The sequence below is a fragment of the Pseudomonas silesiensis genome, assembly GCF_001661075.1.
Taxonomy (GTDB): Bacteria; Pseudomonadota; Gammaproteobacteria; order Pseudomonadales; family Pseudomonadaceae; genus Aquipseudomonas; species Aquipseudomonas silesiensis.
On record NZ_CP014870.1, the window covers coordinates 5,152,461 to 5,168,467 of the forward strand.

The 16,007-nt window shown below is 61.1% G+C and carries 18 protein-coding genes; 8 read left to right on the forward strand and 10 right to left on the reverse strand.

Annotated features, from left to right (window positions below; translation table 11 throughout):
- Position 1: 1 nt before the first annotated feature.
- From PMA3_RS22870 to PMA3_RS22885, 4 genes are all read right to left on the reverse strand, one after another.
- Positions 2–592 (reverse strand): YceI family protein, encoded by a 591-nt coding sequence (locus tag PMA3_RS22870; RefSeq protein WP_064679314.1) that lies wholly within the window; start codon positions 590–592, stop codon positions 2–4.
- A 103-nt stretch (positions 593–695) separates the two neighbouring features.
- Positions 696–1,025: a hypothetical protein gene (locus PMA3_RS22875; RefSeq protein ID WP_064679315.1), complete on the reverse strand. Its 330-nt coding sequence runs from the start codon at positions 1,023–1,025 to the stop codon at positions 696–698.
- Positions 1,022–2,116, reverse strand: coding sequence for a serine hydrolase domain-containing protein (locus PMA3_RS22880; protein WP_064679316.1), 1,095 nt, complete (start codon positions 2,114–2,116; stop codon positions 1,022–1,024). The genes PMA3_RS22875 and PMA3_RS22880 overlap by 4 nt, the downstream gene beginning before the upstream one ends.
- Positions 2,117–2,294: 178 nt before the next feature.
- Positions 2,295–3,182, reverse strand: coding sequence for an acyl-CoA dehydrogenase family protein (locus PMA3_RS22885; protein WP_064679317.1), 888 nt, complete (start codon positions 3,180–3,182; stop codon positions 2,295–2,297).
- Between the two features lie 154 nt (positions 3,183–3,336).
- On the opposite strand from PMA3_RS22885, the gene olsB reads away from it, so the two are divergent.
- Positions 3,337–4,092, forward strand: coding sequence for an L-ornithine N(alpha)-acyltransferase (olsB, locus tag PMA3_RS22890; RefSeq protein WP_064679318.1), 756 nt, complete (start codon positions 3,337–3,339; stop codon positions 4,090–4,092).
- Entirely contained in the window at positions 4,092–4,886 is a 795-nt protein-coding gene (locus tag PMA3_RS22895) for a lysophospholipid acyltransferase family protein (protein ID WP_064679319.1), read from the forward strand. Before olsB ends, PMA3_RS22895 begins: the two co-directional genes overlap by 1 nt.
- Positions 4,887–5,012: 126 nt before the next feature.
- Here PMA3_RS22895 and PMA3_RS22900 read toward each other — a convergent pair whose 3' ends face one another.
- Positions 5,013–5,609 carry an acyl carrier protein phosphodiesterase gene (locus tag PMA3_RS22900; RefSeq protein ID WP_064679320.1) on the reverse strand — a complete coding sequence of 199 codons (597 nt, stop codon included), beginning with the start codon at positions 5,607–5,609 and terminating at the stop codon, positions 5,013–5,015.
- Positions 5,610–5,780: 171 nt separating this feature from the next.
- On the opposite strand from PMA3_RS22900, the gene PMA3_RS22905 reads away from it, so the two are divergent.
- Genes PMA3_RS22905 through PMA3_RS22915 form a run of 3 tightly spaced genes read left to right on the forward strand, consistent with a single transcriptional unit; the run spans position 5,781 to position 8,353 of the window.
- Positions 5,781–6,101: an ArsR/SmtB family transcription factor gene (locus PMA3_RS22905; RefSeq protein ID WP_064679321.1), complete on the forward strand. Its 321-nt coding sequence runs from the start codon at positions 5,781–5,783 to the stop codon at positions 6,099–6,101.
- 4 nt (positions 6,102–6,105) lie between these two features.
- Positions 6,106–7,272, forward strand: coding sequence for an MFS transporter (locus tag PMA3_RS22910; protein ID WP_064679322.1), 1,167 nt, complete (start codon positions 6,106–6,108; stop codon positions 7,270–7,272).
- A gap of 31 nt (positions 7,273–7,303) precedes the next feature.
- Positions 7,304–8,353: an alkene reductase gene (locus PMA3_RS22915; protein ID WP_064679323.1), complete on the forward strand. Its 1,050-nt coding sequence runs from the start codon at positions 7,304–7,306 to the stop codon at positions 8,351–8,353.
- Between the two features lie 191 nt (positions 8,354–8,544).
- On the opposite strand, the gene PMA3_RS22920 is transcribed toward PMA3_RS22915, so the two are convergent.
- The 3 genes from PMA3_RS22920 to PMA3_RS22930 form a co-directional block, all read right to left on the reverse strand.
- The gene (locus tag PMA3_RS22920) at positions 8,545–9,033 is read right to left on the reverse strand and encodes a GNAT family N-acetyltransferase (protein ID WP_064679324.1); all 489 of its coding nucleotides are present in this window, start codon (positions 9,031–9,033) and stop codon (positions 8,545–8,547) included.
- Between the two features lie 97 nt (positions 9,034–9,130).
- Entirely contained in the window at positions 9,131–9,616 is a 486-nt protein-coding gene (locus tag PMA3_RS22925) for a GyrI-like domain-containing protein (protein WP_064679325.1), read from the reverse strand.
- Between the two features lie 66 nt (positions 9,617–9,682).
- Entirely contained in the window at positions 9,683–10,345 is a 663-nt protein-coding gene (locus PMA3_RS22930; protein ID WP_064679326.1) for a LysE family translocator, read from the reverse strand.
- Between the two features lie 139 nt (positions 10,346–10,484).
- Between PMA3_RS22930 and alaC the strand changes: the two genes are divergently transcribed.
- On the forward strand, positions 10,485–11,702 hold the full coding sequence (gene alaC, locus PMA3_RS22935; protein ID WP_064679327.1) for an alanine transaminase: 1,218 nt from the start codon (positions 10,485–10,487) through the stop codon (positions 11,700–11,702).
- Between the two features lie 154 nt (positions 11,703–11,856).
- On the opposite strand, the gene PMA3_RS22940 is transcribed toward alaC, so the two are convergent.
- Positions 11,857–13,209, reverse strand: coding sequence for a GntP family permease (locus tag PMA3_RS22940; RefSeq protein WP_064679328.1), 1,353 nt, complete (start codon positions 13,207–13,209; stop codon positions 11,857–11,859).
- An 82-nt stretch (positions 13,210–13,291) separates the two neighbouring features.
- Complete coding sequence (locus PMA3_RS22945) at positions 13,292–13,825, reverse strand: gluconokinase (RefSeq protein ID WP_064679329.1); 534 nt, start codon at positions 13,823–13,825, stop codon at positions 13,292–13,294.
- A gap of 215 nt (positions 13,826–14,040) precedes the next feature.
- Here PMA3_RS22945 and gntR point away from each other — a divergent pair, with 215 nt between their 5' ends.
- Both gntR and PMA3_RS22955 read left to right on the forward strand, forming a co-directional pair.
- On the forward strand, positions 14,041–15,072 hold the full coding sequence (gene gntR, locus PMA3_RS22950) for an HTH-type transcriptional regulator GntR (protein ID WP_064679330.1): 1,032 nt from the start codon (positions 14,041–14,043) through the stop codon (positions 15,070–15,072).
- 80 nt (positions 15,073–15,152) lie between these two features.
- Positions 15,153–15,785: a glutathione S-transferase family protein gene (locus PMA3_RS22955; protein ID WP_064679331.1), complete on the forward strand. Its 633-nt coding sequence runs from the start codon at positions 15,153–15,155 to the stop codon at positions 15,783–15,785.
- Positions 15,786–16,007 lie beyond the last annotated feature (222 nt).

Here is a 16,007-nt window from a genome sequence, read left to right on the forward strand (position 1 = left end):
GTCAGCGCGCCGTGAAAATCAGTACCGCACCCACCGGCACCGACAGACTGATGGCCGACAACCCGGCGACCTTGCGCAAGCTTTCCAGGCCAGGTGCCAGGTCGAAATCTTCGGCGTTGATCACCAGCGGTTCGAGGGTCACGACCTGAAAGCGTCGATCATCGAGGCGGGTCGCCAGCAGTTCGGCGCTGTATTGGTGTTGCTTGCCGTGCAGATTGACCGTCAACGGCAAACGCAATTCCAGTTGCGCACCGGGCGCGAGATCGTTGATCGGGCGCAGATCGATTTGCGTGGTGATCAGCGCTTCGGGGAATGTCTGGATCTGGAACAGCTCCTTGCGCATGCGTTCGTCGCGCAAGGGGATGCCGCTGTTCACCGACTCCAGTTCGACTTCCACCTCGGCCAGGCCCGTGGGGCTGACCTTGCCGTGCAGTACCAGAAAGCGTTGCACTTCGGAGATGTTGGCGTTTTTGGTGCTGATGAACGACAGCCGCGAGGATTCGCCGTCCAGGTACCAATTGGCCCGGGCCGATAACGAGGCGCCAGCCAGGAGCAGGATAGCGAGGGTTTTGAACAGGGAGCGGTTGAGCATAAAGACTCGTGGGGGCAAATAAACCTGAGCGAACCTTAACCGCCCGTGAGCCAGATGCAAACTGTCCGTTACTGACACTCGCCACAAAAGATCGTCATCGTATTCAAGGTTGCAGGCGGCAGCCCAGGCGTTCACCGACCCACACTGCGCTATTGCTGCGCCCCATGCCGCTGACCGTCACGCGCCTGCTCGCCGCGTCATCGGTAAACCCGCTGACCGGCATCCACTGCTTCACGTAACCGAGGCAATACTCGGCGTCGTTAGCCATCACGTACCGGCATGAGCAATATTCCTTGGCGGTGTAGGCGCTGATGATGTCCGGGAACGCCCACAGTGCCACCCGCTCCTGCCAGGCCCAGCCGAGCAACACGATCAACAGGACCCACCACACCGTGTAGAACGGTCGGCGATGAACAAAACCGTGGCGGTTCATGGCTGCACCTTCGCGACAAAGGCCTTGAGCGCGAGCTTGAGCAATTCGTTGTGTCGATAGCTGCCATCGCGATCATCGCCGTAGCGCACGATTACCAGGTTTTCGCCGGGAATCACGTACATCGCTTGCCCCCAGTGACCCAGGGCGGCGAACGTGTCGGCGGGAGCGTCGGGCCAGGGCGTTGCGCTACCCGCTATCGAGCGATTGAGCCACCAATGGCCGCCGGGCACCGCTTCGTCCTGGCTGGCCTGATAGCGGGCGAAAGGTTCGCGGTTGAATGCGACCCAGTCCTTGGGCACCACTTGTCGATCACCCCAGCGTCCGTCGCGGGCCATCATCAGGCCAACGCGTGCCAGGTCCCGGGCGGTGAGGTAGGCATAGGACGAGGCGACGAAGGTGCCGCTGGCGTCGGTTTCCCAGACTGCGTGGCCAATCCCCAAAGGTTCGAACAGCGCGACCCATGGATAGTCCGGGTAGCGGGTCGGACCGACGATGGTTTTCAATGCCGCCGACAGCAGGTTGGTGTCACCACTGGAATAACGGAATGCCTGGCCAGACTGGGCGTAGTCGTCGTGGTCTGCGGTGAACGCGGCGGTATCCCGGTGGCCCCGGGTGTAGAGCATGGCCACCACCGACGACTTCAACGGTGCGTATTCATAGTCTTCCTGCCAGTCCAGCCCCGACGCCCAGTGCAGCAGGTCGGCCATGGTCAGGGTGGGATGCCTGTGCAGCGGCGGATAAAACTTCACCACCGGGTCCTGCAGGTTGAACCGGCCCTCGCCATAGGCCACGCCGAGGACCGTGGCCATCAGGCTTTTGCTGATGGACCAGGTCAGGTGCGGGGTATCGGCGGTGGTCGGGCCGGCGTAGCGTTCGTAGATCAATTGACCGTCGCGGATCACCAGCAAGGCATCGGTGCGAATGCCTTGGCGGGTGGTGTCGTCGCGGGGCGGGAAGGCGTAAGCCTCCAGGGCTTGAAGTGCCGGGCCGGTGGCTGCCGGGCCGGTTGACCATTGAGCGCCAGGCCAGTTTTCGGCGTGGGCCGGGAGGCTGAGCAGCAGCAGGAAAAGCAGGGGCAAGCCTTTGAACATGATGGGGGCTCGAGGGATTGGCCTGCTGAGCCTAGTCGAGGTTGATGACAGTTCTGAATATGTGCGGGCCGGGAGGCCGCCTTCGCGGGCAAGCCCGCTCCCACAGGATTTGCGTAGTACACAATATTCTGCACACCAGAGATCCCTGTGGGAGCGGGCTTGCCCGCGATGGGGCCCGTCAACTCAGCGAAGATCCGGTAAGTGCCTTGGCCAGTCGCTTTCCCCTTGCCCCCGCCGCCAAATCCATCACCGCCCGGTCCCGCTGCCACATCGCCGCCCACTGCGGCGGGCCATCGGCCAGTGCCTGATCCACCTCGACCTTGAGCCCATCGAACTGCGCAAACAATCCGCCAAGCAACACATGCCCGGCCAGGTTGTTGGGGGCCTGGCGGCTGGCTTCCGCGCACCCGGCCAGCAGCGCCAGCAAGCGCAATTGCAGCGATTGCGGCCAGTCGCTATCGTGGCCGACGCCATACAGCCAGGCCGTCATTGCGCTTAATACGTAGACGTCTTCGAGGGTGCGGAAGGGTTTGACGTAAGCATCCCAGCCATCCCCGGCCAGCAATTCGCATGACGCGCCATCGAGCATCAACCGGCCGTGGCTGATATCGGGCATCAGAGGAATCGCCGGCAGTTTTTCCAGGCGCACGCCCGGTTCATCGGGATAGACCACTGCCAGGCTCAGGCGCGGTGTTTCGCCGCTGTCTTCACTGCGGGCCGCCACCAGCAACCAGTCGGCCGCATCCCCAGCGGTGACGAAATCCTTGCGCCCGCTCACGCGCAGGCCACTCAGGCGGGTCTGCATGTCCGCCACCCGCAGGCTGCGCTGTTCCGTCGCGCATAACGCGCCGAGGCTCGGCGGCGCGCTGGGCCAGAGCATGCGCAAAGCCGCCTGATACCCCACCAGAAATGCCAGCCCCGGTGTTGCCATCAGGCGCCCGCCAAGCACTGCCAACTCAAATGGCGTCACCGCGCCGAGCCTGTCCTGCAAGTGCGCGAATCCTTCGCCCAGATCCGGGTTGGCGAGCAAGCGATCGCGGTGGTTCAACAGGGTTTGCCAGGGCATAAGAGGCTCCTTGTGGGCTGTCATATAAGCATCACCAAAGCTTCATGGCGATGACACCGGGGCTACATAGCCTGACTTTGCACAACACGGCTGCATAAAGAAAGTCGATCGGCTGCAACCCACGACGGGTGAACAGCCCGTACGGAGACTCGCAATGACTCAGATCGCCCGCATCAGCGACACCGGCAATGAACGCCGCCTGCAAGCCGAACGCCTGGTGGGCGCCGAGGCCTTGCAGGAAGCCCAGGCCCTGCGCTTCAACGTGTTCAGCGGCGAATTCAACGCCAGGCTCAAAGGCGCGGAGCTGGGACTGGACATGGATGACTATGATGTTCACTGCGCCCACATCGGCGTGCGTGACCTGAACAGCGGGCGCCTGGTGGCGACCACCCGTTTGCTCGACCATACAGCCGCCAGCACGCTGGGCAAGTTCTACAGCGAAGAAGAATTCAGCCTGCATGGACTGGTCCATCTGAAGGGGCCGATCCTGGAAATCGGCCGCACCTGCGTCGACCCGGCGTACCGCAACGGCGGCACCATCGCCGTGCTCTGGGGCGAACTGGCCGAAGTGCTGAACCAGGGCGGCTACAGCTACTTGATGGGGTGCGCGAGCATCCCGATGCAGGACGGCGGCATCCAGGCCCACGCAATCATGCAGCGCCTGCGCGAACGTTACCTGTGCACCGAACACCTGCGGGCCGAACCGAAAAAACCACTGCCGAGCCTGGACATCCCGTCCAACGTCATCGCCGAAATGCCGCCGCTGCTCAAGGCTTATATGCGCCTGGGCGCGAAGATCTGCGGTGAGCCGTGCTGGGACGAAGACTTCCAGGTCGCCGACGTTTTCATCCTGCTCAAGCGCGACGAACTTTGCCCGCGTTACGCCAAGCACTTCAAGGCGGCCGTGTGATGAGCCGGTTGCGGGTGTACGCGCGGATTGCGCGAGTGTTGGTGGTGGTGGCGCTGGGGTTGACCATGGCCGGGGTGTTCGGGCTGTTCGAACGCCTGGGGATCGCCCATTCGATGGTCCGCCGCCAGCGTTGGTCGCGGTTCTTCATGGCGCGCCTGGGCAATGCCCTGCCCTTTCGCGTGACCGTGCACGGTGAATTGCCGAAAGCGCCGATGCTCTGGGTCAGCAACCATGTGTCCTGGACCGACATCCCGTTGCTGGGCATGCTCACGCCACTGTCATTCCTGTCCAAGGCAGAAGTGCGCACCTGGCCCGTAGCGGGCTGGTTGGCGGCCAAGGCCGGCAGCCTGTTCATCCGTCGCGGGTCGGGCGACAGCCAGTTGATCCGCAAACAGATGACCCGCCATCTGGCGCAGGAACATCCACTGCTGATGTTTCCGGAAGGCACCACCACCGATGGCCGCTCGTTGCGCACCTTCCACGGGCGATTGCTGTCGGCGGCGATCGATTCGCAAGTGAAGCTGCAGCCGGTGGCAATTCGTTATCTGCGCGCCGGCGAGCTCGATTCCCTGGCCCCCTTCATTGGCGATGATGATTTGCTCTCGCACTTGATGCGTTTGTTTGCCAATGATCGGGGCGAGGTGGAGATTCATCTGCTCGAGCCGATCGCTTGCGAAGGTCGCGAGCGGGCCGCACTGGCGTTTGAAGCGCAGCAGGCGGTGCAGAAGGCGTTGTTTGGCGAAGTGGCGAGACCGGCAGAACCGCGGCGTGCGGGCGAACTGATCGCCGCCTGAATCTGCTTCTGGCGAACTCACCACCGCGTAACGCCGCAATCCGTAGGAGCGAGGCTTGCCCGCGAAGAACGATAACGTGGTGCATCAGATACACCGCGGCGTTCCCTTCGCGAGCAAGCCTCGCTCCTACAGAGATTGTGTCAGCCGATCGTGTAACCGGTTCTGTGCGAAATCCTGAAGCTGCGGATAGAACAACCGGAAATCCTCGCTCAACGGCTCATACAACACCCGCAACTCCTGCATCGCCGCCGCCAGCTCCTCCGGCCGCGTCAGCCTCCGCGAAATCCCCCGCAACACCTGCTCCAACACTGCGAATTCCCGATAAGACCCCAACCAGTCATTGGCCACCATGTGCGGCGCGATCATCGCCAGGCGTTCCGGCAGCTGCGGCTCAGCCGACAGTACCCGATACACATTCGATGTGAATTGCTCGAGCGGCCGATCAGCGTAAAGCGTCCAGTCCCGCGCCAGGCAATGGTCGAAAAACACGTCGAGCACGATCCCGGCGTAACGCCGACGAGTCATGGAAAATCGCGACAATGAGATATCCACCAACGGATGGCGGTCGGTAAAGACGTCAATGCGGCGATGCAGCTGGATGGCCGCCTCGATCTCCGGATCGAACGCCCCTTGCAGCCGTCCCTTGACGAAATCGCCATACAGGCTGCCGAGCAATTGACCGGGGCGCTGGCCACCGAGGTGCAGATGTGCGAGATAATTCATGGACGCAGCTTAGCACTGCGGCTTTACATCTGGACAACCAACATATCGTTATAACCCGATATACCGATTTACGCGGTCGTCAGACCAAAATCATATTGGTATATCGCGAAGTACCGATTTAAAGTTCGCCTCATCGCGATATAGCGTTTTACTCATCACGAGCCCAAACCCATGACCATCGACCTCGACGAAATAATAAAAGCGCTGGCACACCCAGTACGCCGAGACATCCTCATCTGGCTGAAAGATCCCAAAGCGCAGTTCCCGGAACAGCTGCACAACCACGAGTACGGCATTTGCGCCGGACAGATCGACCAACGCTGCGGCCTGTCGCAGTCGACCGTGTCCGCCCATTTGGCGACCTTGCAGCGGGCGGGACTGATCAGCAGCCAGAAAGCCGGTCAATGGCACTTCTTCAAACGCAACGAGGACGTGATCCAGGCGTTCCTCGACGCCATCGTCAAAGAGCTCAGCGCTCCGACAAGGAACTGAAACAATGCCCCTCTCGCTACTCATCCTGGCCTTGAGCGCCTTCGCCATCGGCACCACCGAGTTCGTCATCATGGGCCTGCTGCCCGAGGTGGCGGCCGACCTCGGCGTGTCGATCCCCGGCGCCGGCTGGCTGGTGACCGGTTACGCCCTGGGCGTGGCCATCGGTGCGCCGTTCATGGCAATGGCCACTTCCCGGCTGCCACGCAAGGCCGCCCTGGTAGCGTTGATGGGCATCTTCATCGTTGGCAACCTGCTCTGTGCAGTGGCCAGTGACTACAACGTGCTGATGTTCGCCCGGGTGGTCACTGCCCTGTGTCACGGTGCGTTTTTCGGCATCGGTTCGGTGGTGGCGGCTGGCCTGGTGCCGGCGAACAAGCGCGCTTCGGCCGTGGCCTTGATGTTTACCGGCCTGACCCTGGCCAACGTGCTGGGCGTTCCACTGGGTACCGCGCTCGGCCAGGAAGCCGGCTGGCGCTCGACGTTCTGGGCCGTGACCGTGATCGGTGTGATCGCGCTGATCGGCTTGATCCGCTTCCTGCCGGCCAAGCGTGACGAAGAGAAGCTCGACATGCGCGCCGAACTGCGCGCCCTCAAGGGTGCCGGGATCTGGCTGTCCCTGAGCATGACGGCATTGTTCGCGGCGTCCGTGTTCACCCTGTTCACCTACGTCGCCCCGCTGCTCGGCGAGGTCACCGGGGTCTCGCCCAAAGGCGTGACCTGGACCCTGATGCTCATCGGCCTTGGCCTGACCGTCGGCAATATCATCGGCGGCAAGCTGGCTGACAAAAGCATGGCTGCAACGCTGATTGGTGTCTTCATCTCAATGGCGGTGATCTCTACCGTGCTGACCTGGACCAGCGTCGCGCTGATCCCCACCGAAATCACTTTGTTCCTCTGGGCTACCGCGTGCTTTGCCGCCGTACCCGCCCTGCAAGTGAACGTCGTGACCTACGGCAAGGCCGCGCCGAACCTGGTGTCGACCTTGAACATCGGCGCTTTCAACGTCGGCAACGCATTGGGTGCCTGGGTCGGCGGCAGCGTCATCGCCCACGGTTTCGGCCTGACCCGCGTGCCGCTCGCGGCAGCCGCACTGGCGGTACTCGCCCTGCTGGTGACCCTGATTACGTTCCGTCAGCGCGGCAATCCCGAACTGGCCCCTGCTACCTACTGATCAACTGATACCTCACGAGGGTTGTATTTTCATGACGACTATTTTCGATCCGATCAAACTGGGCGACCTCGAGTTGGCCAACCGCATCATCATGGCGCCGCTGACCCGCTGCCGCGCCGACGAAGGCCGGGTGCCGAACGCACTGATGGCCGAGTACTACGTGCAACGTGCCTCGGCCGGCCTGATCCTCAGCGAGGCCACCTCCGTCACGCCGATGGGCGTCGGCTACCCGGACACCCCGGGCATCTGGTCCAACGACCAGGTGCGTGGCTGGACCAACGTGACCAAAGCGATCCACGGCGCAGGCGGCAAGATCTTCCTGCAACTGTGGCACGTCGGCCGGGTTTCCCACGCGTCGTACCTGAATGGCGAAGCGCCGGTCGCACCGAGCGCCATCCAGCCCAAGGGGCACGTCAGCCTGGTTCGTCCACTGGCCGACTACCCCACCCCGCGCGCCCTGGAAACCGCTGAAATCGCCGACATCGTCGACGCTTACCGCGTCGGTGCCGAAAATGCCAAGGCCGCCGGTTTCGACGGCGTGGAAATCCACGGCGCCAACGGTTACCTGCTCGACCAGTTCCTGCAAAGCAGCACCAACCAGCGCACCGACCACTACGGTGGCTCCCTGGAAAACCGTGCGCGCCTGTTGCTGGAAGTGACGGATGCCGCGATCGAAGTCTGGGGCGCCGGCCGCGTCGGCGTGCACCTGGCCCCGCGCGCCGACTCCCATGACATGGGCGACGACAACCTGGCCGAAACCTTCACCTACGTCGCTCGCGAACTGGGCAAGCGCGGTATCGCCTTCATCTGCTCGCGCGAAAAAGAAGCCGGCGACAGTCTCGGCCCACGCCTCAAGGAAGCCTTCGGCGGCCCGTACATCGCCAACGAACGCTTCACCAAGGACAGCGCCAACGCCTGGCTGGCCAGCGGCAAGGCCGATGCGGTCGCCTTTGGCGTGCCATTCATTGCCAACCCGGACCTGCCCGCTCGCTTGAAGGCGGATGCACCGTTGAACGAGGCCCGCCCTGAATTGTTCTACGCCAAGGGGCCGGTCGGTTACATCGACTACCCAGTGCTGTAAGCGCCAGTCTCTGCAACGCAAAAAGCCCCGACTCGAAAGAGCCGGGGCTTTTTTTGTGGTTATTCACCCAATCCCGGGGAACACTGACCTGTAGGAGCCAGCTTGCTGGCGATGGACTCAAGTGCGCCGCGTTTAACCAGATCGCACGCGTTATCGTTAACGATCATCGCGAGCAAGCTCGCTCCTACAAGTCAGAGTTTGAGTACCATCTCATGCCATTCCATTCCGCCATGGTCGGAGGCGGAAGGCTTGATGTAGGCGAAGCCAAAACCGGCGTAGAACGGAATATGCCGCTCCTTGCACATCAGGTTGACGCTGGCCTTGTTCAACGTGCGCATCCGCTCGATGAACTCAGCCATCAAACGTTTTGCCACGCCTTGCCCCTGGAAATCCGGATGCACCACCACGGACATGATCACCACGTGCGGGCCGGCCGGGTCGTGGCCGATCAGCTCCTTGAACGCCTCGTCCGACATTTGCACTTCAAATGCCGCCCCGGAGTTGATGAAACCGGCGACGACGCCGTCCACTTCGGTCACGATAAACCCCTCGGGCCAGGTGGCGATGCGGGTGGCTATTTTCTCCCGGGTCGCGGCTTCGTCACCTTCGTAGGCAAGGGTTTCGATGGTGTAGCAGCGGTCCAGGTCAGCGGGGGTGACGTGGCGAATGACGGTGTTCATGTCGGCTCGGATCAGCGGGGGGAAAGACAGGGGATCATAAAGCAGCGTCAGCTCGACAGCGAGAGGCGAATCGCCGATCCGCCTCTCGGTCCAGCCTTTACGCCTTGAGCGGCAACCAGATTTCCAGCACGCCGGTGTTGAGCTTCGGGTTGAAGTCTTCGCTGTAGCGTTCGAACTCCGGGGCATCCGCCGCCTGATAACCGGACTGTGGCAGCCAGGTTTTCCAGATGTACTGGAAGGTCTGGGGCAAGGTGTCCAAGGCTCCCTTGTGCTCGAATATGGCGTAGTGCTGAGGCTGAACCTCCACCCAACGATATTTGTCAGGCAGGTCGTCGAGTTTGCTGATTTCGACGCCGGCGATGTACTCGAAACCACCCTTGCCATCCGGGTTGCAGCAGATGCCGTAAGTCACTTCGCTTTTTTGACCAGGAATTTTGCCGATCTCGGGAATGAATTGCTCCCAGAGCGCGGGGATCCCACCCGTAGTGGAGGCGGTAAATCGCCCGCCAAACCCTGCAATGAGCAGGAAGTGACCGTTTTCGAAGCGTGGCTCGACCGGTTTGACGCCTGTTTGCTCATCCATGACTCGACTCCTGATACAAAAAGTGGGTTCGGCTGGGAGTATAGAAGCCAATCCCGATTCGCCCAATTACAGTGCGTGAAGCTGTTCGACGGCGCCAGACCCGATGAACTCGTTGTAACCAGATAGAATCACGTAGACCGCGAAATAGCAGAAGATCGCTGCAGATGCCAGGTACGAGTAACGCAGCAGTTTGTCGCCCAGCAACTTGCCACCATGGCTCGCCGCGAAGCACAAGCCAACGCACCAGAGCACCCCGGCGCAGAGAAAACCACCGAGAAACAGCGCCGAACTCAGGGCACCACCACCGCCGGAACGCGCAATCAATGTGCCGCCCACGGCAGCGAACCAGAGAATGGCGCTGGGGGACGACATGGCGAGGAATATTCCGCGGAAAAACTCCTTGCGATGGGAGTTGTGCCCGACCTCGGCAGTCTCGGCCAGCAGCGCCTCGTGGTGAATCGCCGAATAGATCATCTTCGCCGCGAAGTACACCAGCAATACCGAACCACCGATCCACAGCACCCAGCGAACAGTCTCGTACTGCAGCAAAACCGTCATGCCCGCCAGCGCCAGCACCGCATAGATCAGGTCACCGACGCAGGTCCCCAACCCCAGGGCAAAGCCCTGGAAATAGCCGCGCTGCATCGCCAGGGTGATCATCGCGATATTGGCCACGCCGATATCCAGGCACAGCGAAAGGCTCAGCAAAAAACCACTGGTAAATTCCATCAACCGATTTCCTTCGGACAAATTTGTTTACATAGACGCTGGACAGTGTGCCACAGCTGCCCGTACATTCCGCCACAGGCCACCGCAGTGGCCAGCGTCGCTCGGACGGTTCCGGGCGCTCACGTTATCCGAGGCAACAATGGCTAACCCAGGTTCGCCGCGCCGCTTTGCGCGCATAGATCGACTCCCCCCTTACGTATTCAACATCACTGCCGAGCTGAAGATGGCCGCCCGTCGTCGTGGCGAAGACATCATCGACTTCAGCATGGGCAACCCCGACGGCGCGACACCGCCGCACATCGTCGACAAACTTGTCACCGTCGCCCAGCGCGAAGACACCCACGGTTATTCCACGTCCAAGGGCATCCCGCGTCTGCGCCGGGCGATTTCCAACTGGTACAAGGATCGCTACGAGGTCGACATCGACCCGGAAAGCGAAGCCATCGTCACCATCGGTTCCAAGGAAGGCCTGGCGCACTTGATGCTGGCGACCCTCGACCAGGGCGATACCGTACTGGTGCCGAACCCGAGCTACCCGATCCACATCTATGGTGCCGTGATTGCCGGCGCCCAGGTGCGCTCGGTGCCGCTGATTCCGGGCGTGGACTTTTTCGCCGAACTGGAAAGCGCGATTCGCGGTTCGATCCCGAAACCGAAAATGATGATCCTCGGCTTCCCGTCCAACCCCACCGCCCAGTGCGTGGAGCTGGATTTCTTCGAGCGGGTGATCGCCCTCGCCAAGCAGTACGACGTGCTGGTGGTGCACGACCTGGCCTATGCCGACATCGTCTACGACGGCTGGAAAGCCCCGTCGATCATGCAAGTGCCCGGCGCCAAGGACATCGCGGTGGAGTTTTTCACCCTGTCCAAGAGCTACAACATGGCCGGCTGGCGCATCGGTTTCATGGTCGGTAACGCCGAACTGGTCAACGCCCTGGCGCGGATCAAGAGCTACCACGACTACGGCACCTTCACCCCGCTGCAAGTCGCCGCCATTGCCGCACTGGAAGGCGATCAACAGTGTGTCAAAGACATTGCCGAGCAATACCGCCAGCGGCGCAATGTGCTGGTCAAGGGCCTGCATGAACTGGGCTGGATGGTGGAAAACCCTAAAGCCGCGATGTACGTCTGGGCCAAGATTCCCGAGGCCTATGCGCACTTGGGCTCTCTGGAGTTTGCCAAGAAAATGCTCGCCGAGGCCAAGGTCTGCGTCTCGCCGGGTGTAGGGTTCGGGGAGTATGGGGATGATCACGTGCGATTTGCGCTGATCGAAAACCAGGACCGGATTCGTCAGGCCGTGCGCGGGATTCGCGCAATGTTCCGGGCTGATGGGCTGGCCGCCAAATCCAACGCCTGACACAAAAACCTGTGGGAGCGAGCTTGCTCGCGATGAGGGCTTAACATTCAACGAAGAGGTTGGATGTTAGTCAGTCATCGCGAGCAGGCTCGCTCCCACATTTGTTTCGTGGTGAACACAAGAGCTGTGTCACCACCTGTGTTTTGCAGTGTGCTTAGACGAACATCGACAACAACAGGATAAAGCCCAGCGCCACGATGGACAGGATGGTTTCCATCGCCGTCCAGGTCTTGAAGGTTTCGGCTACGGTCATGTTGAAGTACTGCTTCACCAGCCAGAAACCCGCGTCGTTGACGTGGGACAGGATCAACGAACCGGCACCGGTGGCCAGCACCAGCAGCTCACGGTTCACACCCGGAATCATCCCTACCACCGGCACCACGATGCCTGCGCCGGTAATGGTCGCCACGGTGGCCGAACCGGTCGCGATACGGATCACCGCCGCCACCAGCCACGCCAGAAGGATTGGCGAAATCTGCGCTTCAACCGCCATGTTACCGATGACATTACCAACGCCGCTGGTCACCAGCATCTGCTTGAAGCCACCACCGGCACCGATGATCAGGATGATTGCGGCGGTTGGCGCAAGGCTGGCATCCAGCCATTTGAGCATCTGGTTGGAGCCAATGCCCTGCTTGTAACCGAAGGTGTACAGCGACAGCAGCAACGCCAGCAGCAGTGCCGAGATCGGATGACCGATCAGGTCCATGAAAGTGCGGAAGAAGTTGCCTTCCGGCAGCACCACATCGGCAAAGGTCTTGAGCAGCATCAGGAACACCGGCGACAGCACGGTAATCAAGGTGATGGCGAAGCTCGGGAGATCGGCTGAATCGTTATCACGCGCCAGTTGATCGACCAGTTCCTGATTAGGATGACCCGGAATGTACTTGGCAATGAACGTGCCGTAGATCGGGCCGGCGATGATGGCGGTCGGCAGCGCAACGATCAGACCGTACAGAATGGTTTTACCGATGTCGGCACCGAACACGCCGATTGCCAGCAGCGGGCCCGGGTGTGGCGGAACCAGGCCGTGCACGGCGGACAGACCGGCCAGCAGCGGGATACCGATCTTGATGATCGACACGCCGGTACGCCGGGCGACGATGAACACCAGCGGGATCAGCAGCACGAAGCCGATTTCGAAGAACAGCGGAATGCCGACCAGGAAAGCGGCGAACATCATCGCCCACTGCACCTTGTCCTTGCCGAAGGCTCGAATCAGCGTCTGGGCAATCTGATCCGCCCCGCCCGATTCGGCCATCATTTTGCCGAGCATGGTCCCCAGCGCCAGGATGATCCCGACGAAACCGAGCACCCCACCGAAGCCGTCCTGGAACGCTTTGATGATGGTGCCGATCGGCATGCCGGAGGTCAGCCCGAGGAAAGCTGCGGCGATGATCAGGGCAATGAAGGGGTGGAACTTGAACTTGGTGATCAGGACGATAAGCCCGATCACCGTGACCACTGCATCGAGCAGCAGGAACGTCTCGTGGGACATGCCAAACATTAGGGGTGTCTCCTGGTTGTTGTTGTTATTAAAGCGGGTAACTCGCGAGCCATCAGGACAGCGCTATCTTTTCGAGGCAAATTCATACGGCGCGTTTCAGGCCATGCGCCTGCCACCAGTCATGTGCTTGTTTCGCCAATTGGTCGACGCTGTGGTTCGAAGCGTCCAGAGCCAGGGTCAGGGGCTCACCAACGGGTGATTCAAGGGTCGCGAACTGACTGTCGATCAACGTTGACGGCATGAAGTGGCCCGGACGATGAGAGACACGATCGGCGGCGACTTCAGGCGTCAGCTCCAAGAATACGAAGCCCAGGCCCGGCAAAGCGCTGCGCAGACGTTCACGGTAAATGTGTTTGAGAGCCGAGCAGGTGAGTACCGGGCGTTCGCCCTTGGCGTCAATGCGGCGCAGCTCGGCGCACAGGCTGTCGAGCCAGCCGGCACGGTCTTCGTCGTTCAGAGGGATACCTGCGCTCATCTTTTCGATATTGGCGGCAGGGTGAAAGGAGTCGCCTTCAATGGCGGTCGCGCCGCTGAGCTGGCACAAGGCCTCGCTGACGCACGTCTTGCCGCAACCGGCAACGCCCATGATGACCAGGGCTGTGATGGGATGATTCATGTAACACCTCAGCGCGCAGACAGCGCTACCTTTGCTGGTTATGACACTGGAGCAAAAGCAGAAGTTGCCGACGCCTTCTTGTCATTTTTGTGGGTTGCAGCATGTTCGTTCCCAATGCCAAAAAACGGAAATCAGGCAGACCCCGCTCACGCATTTGCAGCTGCATCGAGACAGCGCTACCTTAGTGCCTTGAATTTTGTTTGGCAAGCCGCCCGATGACCTCTCCTAAAAACGATAAAAATACCCGCACCACTGGCCGCCCTACCCTCAATGAAGTCGCACGCCTGGCCGGTGTCAGCCCGATAACCGCGTCCCGCGCCTTGCGCGGCGTCAGTACGGTGGCCACCGAACTGGTGGAAAAAGTCCAGAAAGCCGCCCTTGAGCTCAACTACGTGGTCAACCCCGCTGCCCGCGCGTTAGCCTCGGCCCAGAGCCATTCCGTGGTGGTTCTGGTGCCGTCGCTGTCCAACTTGCTGTTCATCGAGACGCTGGAAGCCATTCATCAGGTTTTACGCCCAAAGGGCTTCGAAGTACTGATCGGCAACTTCCACTACTCGCGCGACGAAGAAGAAAACCTGCTGCGCAATTACATGGCCTATCAACCACGCGGCTTGCTGCTGACCGGGTTCGATCGCACCGAAAGTTCGCGACGGATGATCGAGGCGAGCAACATTCCGTGCGTGTACATGATGGAACTGGACAGCGCCGCCGGGCTCAACTGCGTCGGTTTCTCGCAGCTCGCGGCCGGTGAAACGGCGGCGGAACATTTGCTCTCTCGGGGTCGCAAGCGCCTGGCCTACATTGGCGCGCAGCTGGACCAACGCACGTTGCTGCGCGGGGAAGGTTTTCGCAAAGCCCTGCAAAAGGCCGGTTTGTATGACCCGGACCTTGAAGTACTGACTCCGCGCGCCTCCTCCGTCGGTTTGGGCGGCGAGTTGTTCCTGCAGCTGATGGCCAGTCACCCGGACGTCGACGCAATCTTCTTCGGCAACGACGACCTGGCCCAGGGCGCATTGCTCGAAGCGATGCGTTGCGGGATCAAGATTCCGCAGCAGGTAGCAATCCTCGGCTTCAACGATTTGCCGGCCTCGGCCCATATGGTCCCGCGGCTGAGCAGCATCAGCACACCTCGCGAAGCCATTGGCCGGCGTTCGGCGGAGTTGATGCTGACCCTGCTGGCTGGCAACCCGGTGGCCAAACCGGTGCAGGACATGGGGTTTGAGTTGAAGGTGCGCGAGAGTACCTGACCGTTTTCTGACTTGATGTCTCCCGTTGGCAGGCACACTATTAGATCCCCGAAGCCTTGATCCGCTAACGGAGTAGCCCGATGGAACATTCACTGAAAATCCTGGGTAAAGCTTCATCAATCAACGTCAGAAAAGTCCTGTGGACCTGTGAGGAACTGGGCGTTGCCTACGAACGCGAGGATTGGGGCGGCGGTTATGCCTCGACTCACGCGCCGGAGTTTCTCCGGCTCAATCCCAACGCGCTGGTGCCGGTAATCATCGATGAGGCCGGCGTGCTGTGGGAATCCAACACCATCTGTCGTTATCTGGCCGGCAAACACCAGAACACCGATCTGCTGCCGCACGACCCGGCTGCCCGCGCCCGGGTGGAGCAGTGGATGGATTGGCAAGCCACCGAACTCAATGCGGCCTGGAGCTATGCGTTCACGGCGCTGGTGCGCAAGGATCCGGAGTTCCAGGACCCCCATCACATTGCCGCCGGCGTGCGCGGCTGGAATCAGAAGATGGGCATCCTCGAGCATCAGCTCGCGACCACCAAGGCTTATGTCGCCGGACCACGATTCACCCTGGCCGACATTGTCATCGGGCTGTCGGTCAATCGCTGGCTGATGACGCCGATGGATCGACCCGATTACCCGGCCATCGACGAGTACTTCCAGCGTTTGGCACAACGTCCGGGGTTCTTGAAATACGGCTGCAACGGCCTGCCTTGATGCCATGCCTGGCGTCGACCGCTGCCGGCCGGCGGCAAAAGGTTTCCCGCAAACCGGCAGCGACCGCCTGCCAGGTACAACTTAACTGATTTTCCCGTTCGCCAATGCCCCCTTGGCCCCGTTTCGTAAACGTGCCTGACAACATCCTTTATTAATTGCCCGGGACGCTTTTCTAAGTACTCTAGCATCATGCGCGTTAATAACGACTGACTCAAACGACAC

Excerpts from the sequence above, each read along its gene's own strand:
- PMA3_RS22870 (WP_064679314.1), bottom strand. The coding sequence starts at position 592 with ATGCTCAACCGCTCCCTGTTCAAAACCCTCGCTATCCTGCTCCTGGCT.
- PMA3_RS22875 (WP_064679315.1), bottom strand. The coding sequence starts at position 1,025 with ATGAACCGCCACGGTTTTGTTCATCGCCGACCGTTCTACACGGTGTGG.
- PMA3_RS22880 (WP_064679316.1), bottom strand. The coding sequence starts at position 2,116 with ATGTTCAAAGGCTTGCCCCTGCTTTTCCTGCTGCTGCTCAGCCTCCCG.
- PMA3_RS22885 (WP_064679317.1), bottom strand. The coding sequence starts at position 3,182 with ATGCCCTGGCAAACCCTGTTGAACCACCGCGATCGCTTGCTCGCCAAC.
- olsB (WP_064679318.1), top strand. The coding sequence starts at position 3,337 with ATGACTCAGATCGCCCGCATCAGCGACACCGGCAATGAACGCCGCCTG.
- PMA3_RS22895 (WP_064679319.1), top strand. The coding sequence starts at position 4,092 with ATGAGCCGGTTGCGGGTGTACGCGCGGATTGCGCGAGTGTTGGTGGTG.
- PMA3_RS22900 (WP_064679320.1), bottom strand. The coding sequence starts at position 5,609 with ATGAATTATCTCGCACATCTGCACCTCGGTGGCCAGCGCCCCGGTCAA.
- PMA3_RS22905 (WP_064679321.1), top strand. The coding sequence starts at position 5,781 with ATGACCATCGACCTCGACGAAATAATAAAAGCGCTGGCACACCCAGTA.
- PMA3_RS22910 (WP_064679322.1), top strand. The coding sequence starts at position 6,106 with ATGCCCCTCTCGCTACTCATCCTGGCCTTGAGCGCCTTCGCCATCGGC.
- PMA3_RS22915 (WP_064679323.1), top strand. The coding sequence starts at position 7,304 with ATGACGACTATTTTCGATCCGATCAAACTGGGCGACCTCGAGTTGGCC.
- PMA3_RS22920 (WP_064679324.1), bottom strand. The coding sequence starts at position 9,033 with ATGAACACCGTCATTCGCCACGTCACCCCCGCTGACCTGGACCGCTGC.
- PMA3_RS22925 (WP_064679325.1), bottom strand. The coding sequence starts at position 9,616 with ATGGATGAGCAAACAGGCGTCAAACCGGTCGAGCCACGCTTCGAAAAC.
- PMA3_RS22930 (WP_064679326.1), bottom strand. The coding sequence starts at position 10,345 with ATGGAATTTACCAGTGGTTTTTTGCTGAGCCTTTCGCTGTGCCTGGAT.
- alaC (WP_064679327.1), top strand. The coding sequence starts at position 10,485 with ATGGCTAACCCAGGTTCGCCGCGCCGCTTTGCGCGCATAGATCGACTC.
- PMA3_RS22940 (WP_064679328.1), bottom strand. The coding sequence starts at position 13,209 with ATGTTTGGCATGTCCCACGAGACGTTCCTGCTGCTCGATGCAGTGGTC.
- PMA3_RS22945 (WP_064679329.1), bottom strand. The coding sequence starts at position 13,825 with ATGAATCATCCCATCACAGCCCTGGTCATCATGGGCGTTGCCGGTTGC.
- gntR (WP_064679330.1), top strand. The coding sequence starts at position 14,041 with ATGACCTCTCCTAAAAACGATAAAAATACCCGCACCACTGGCCGCCCT.
- PMA3_RS22955 (WP_064679331.1), top strand. The coding sequence starts at position 15,153 with ATGGAACATTCACTGAAAATCCTGGGTAAAGCTTCATCAATCAACGTC.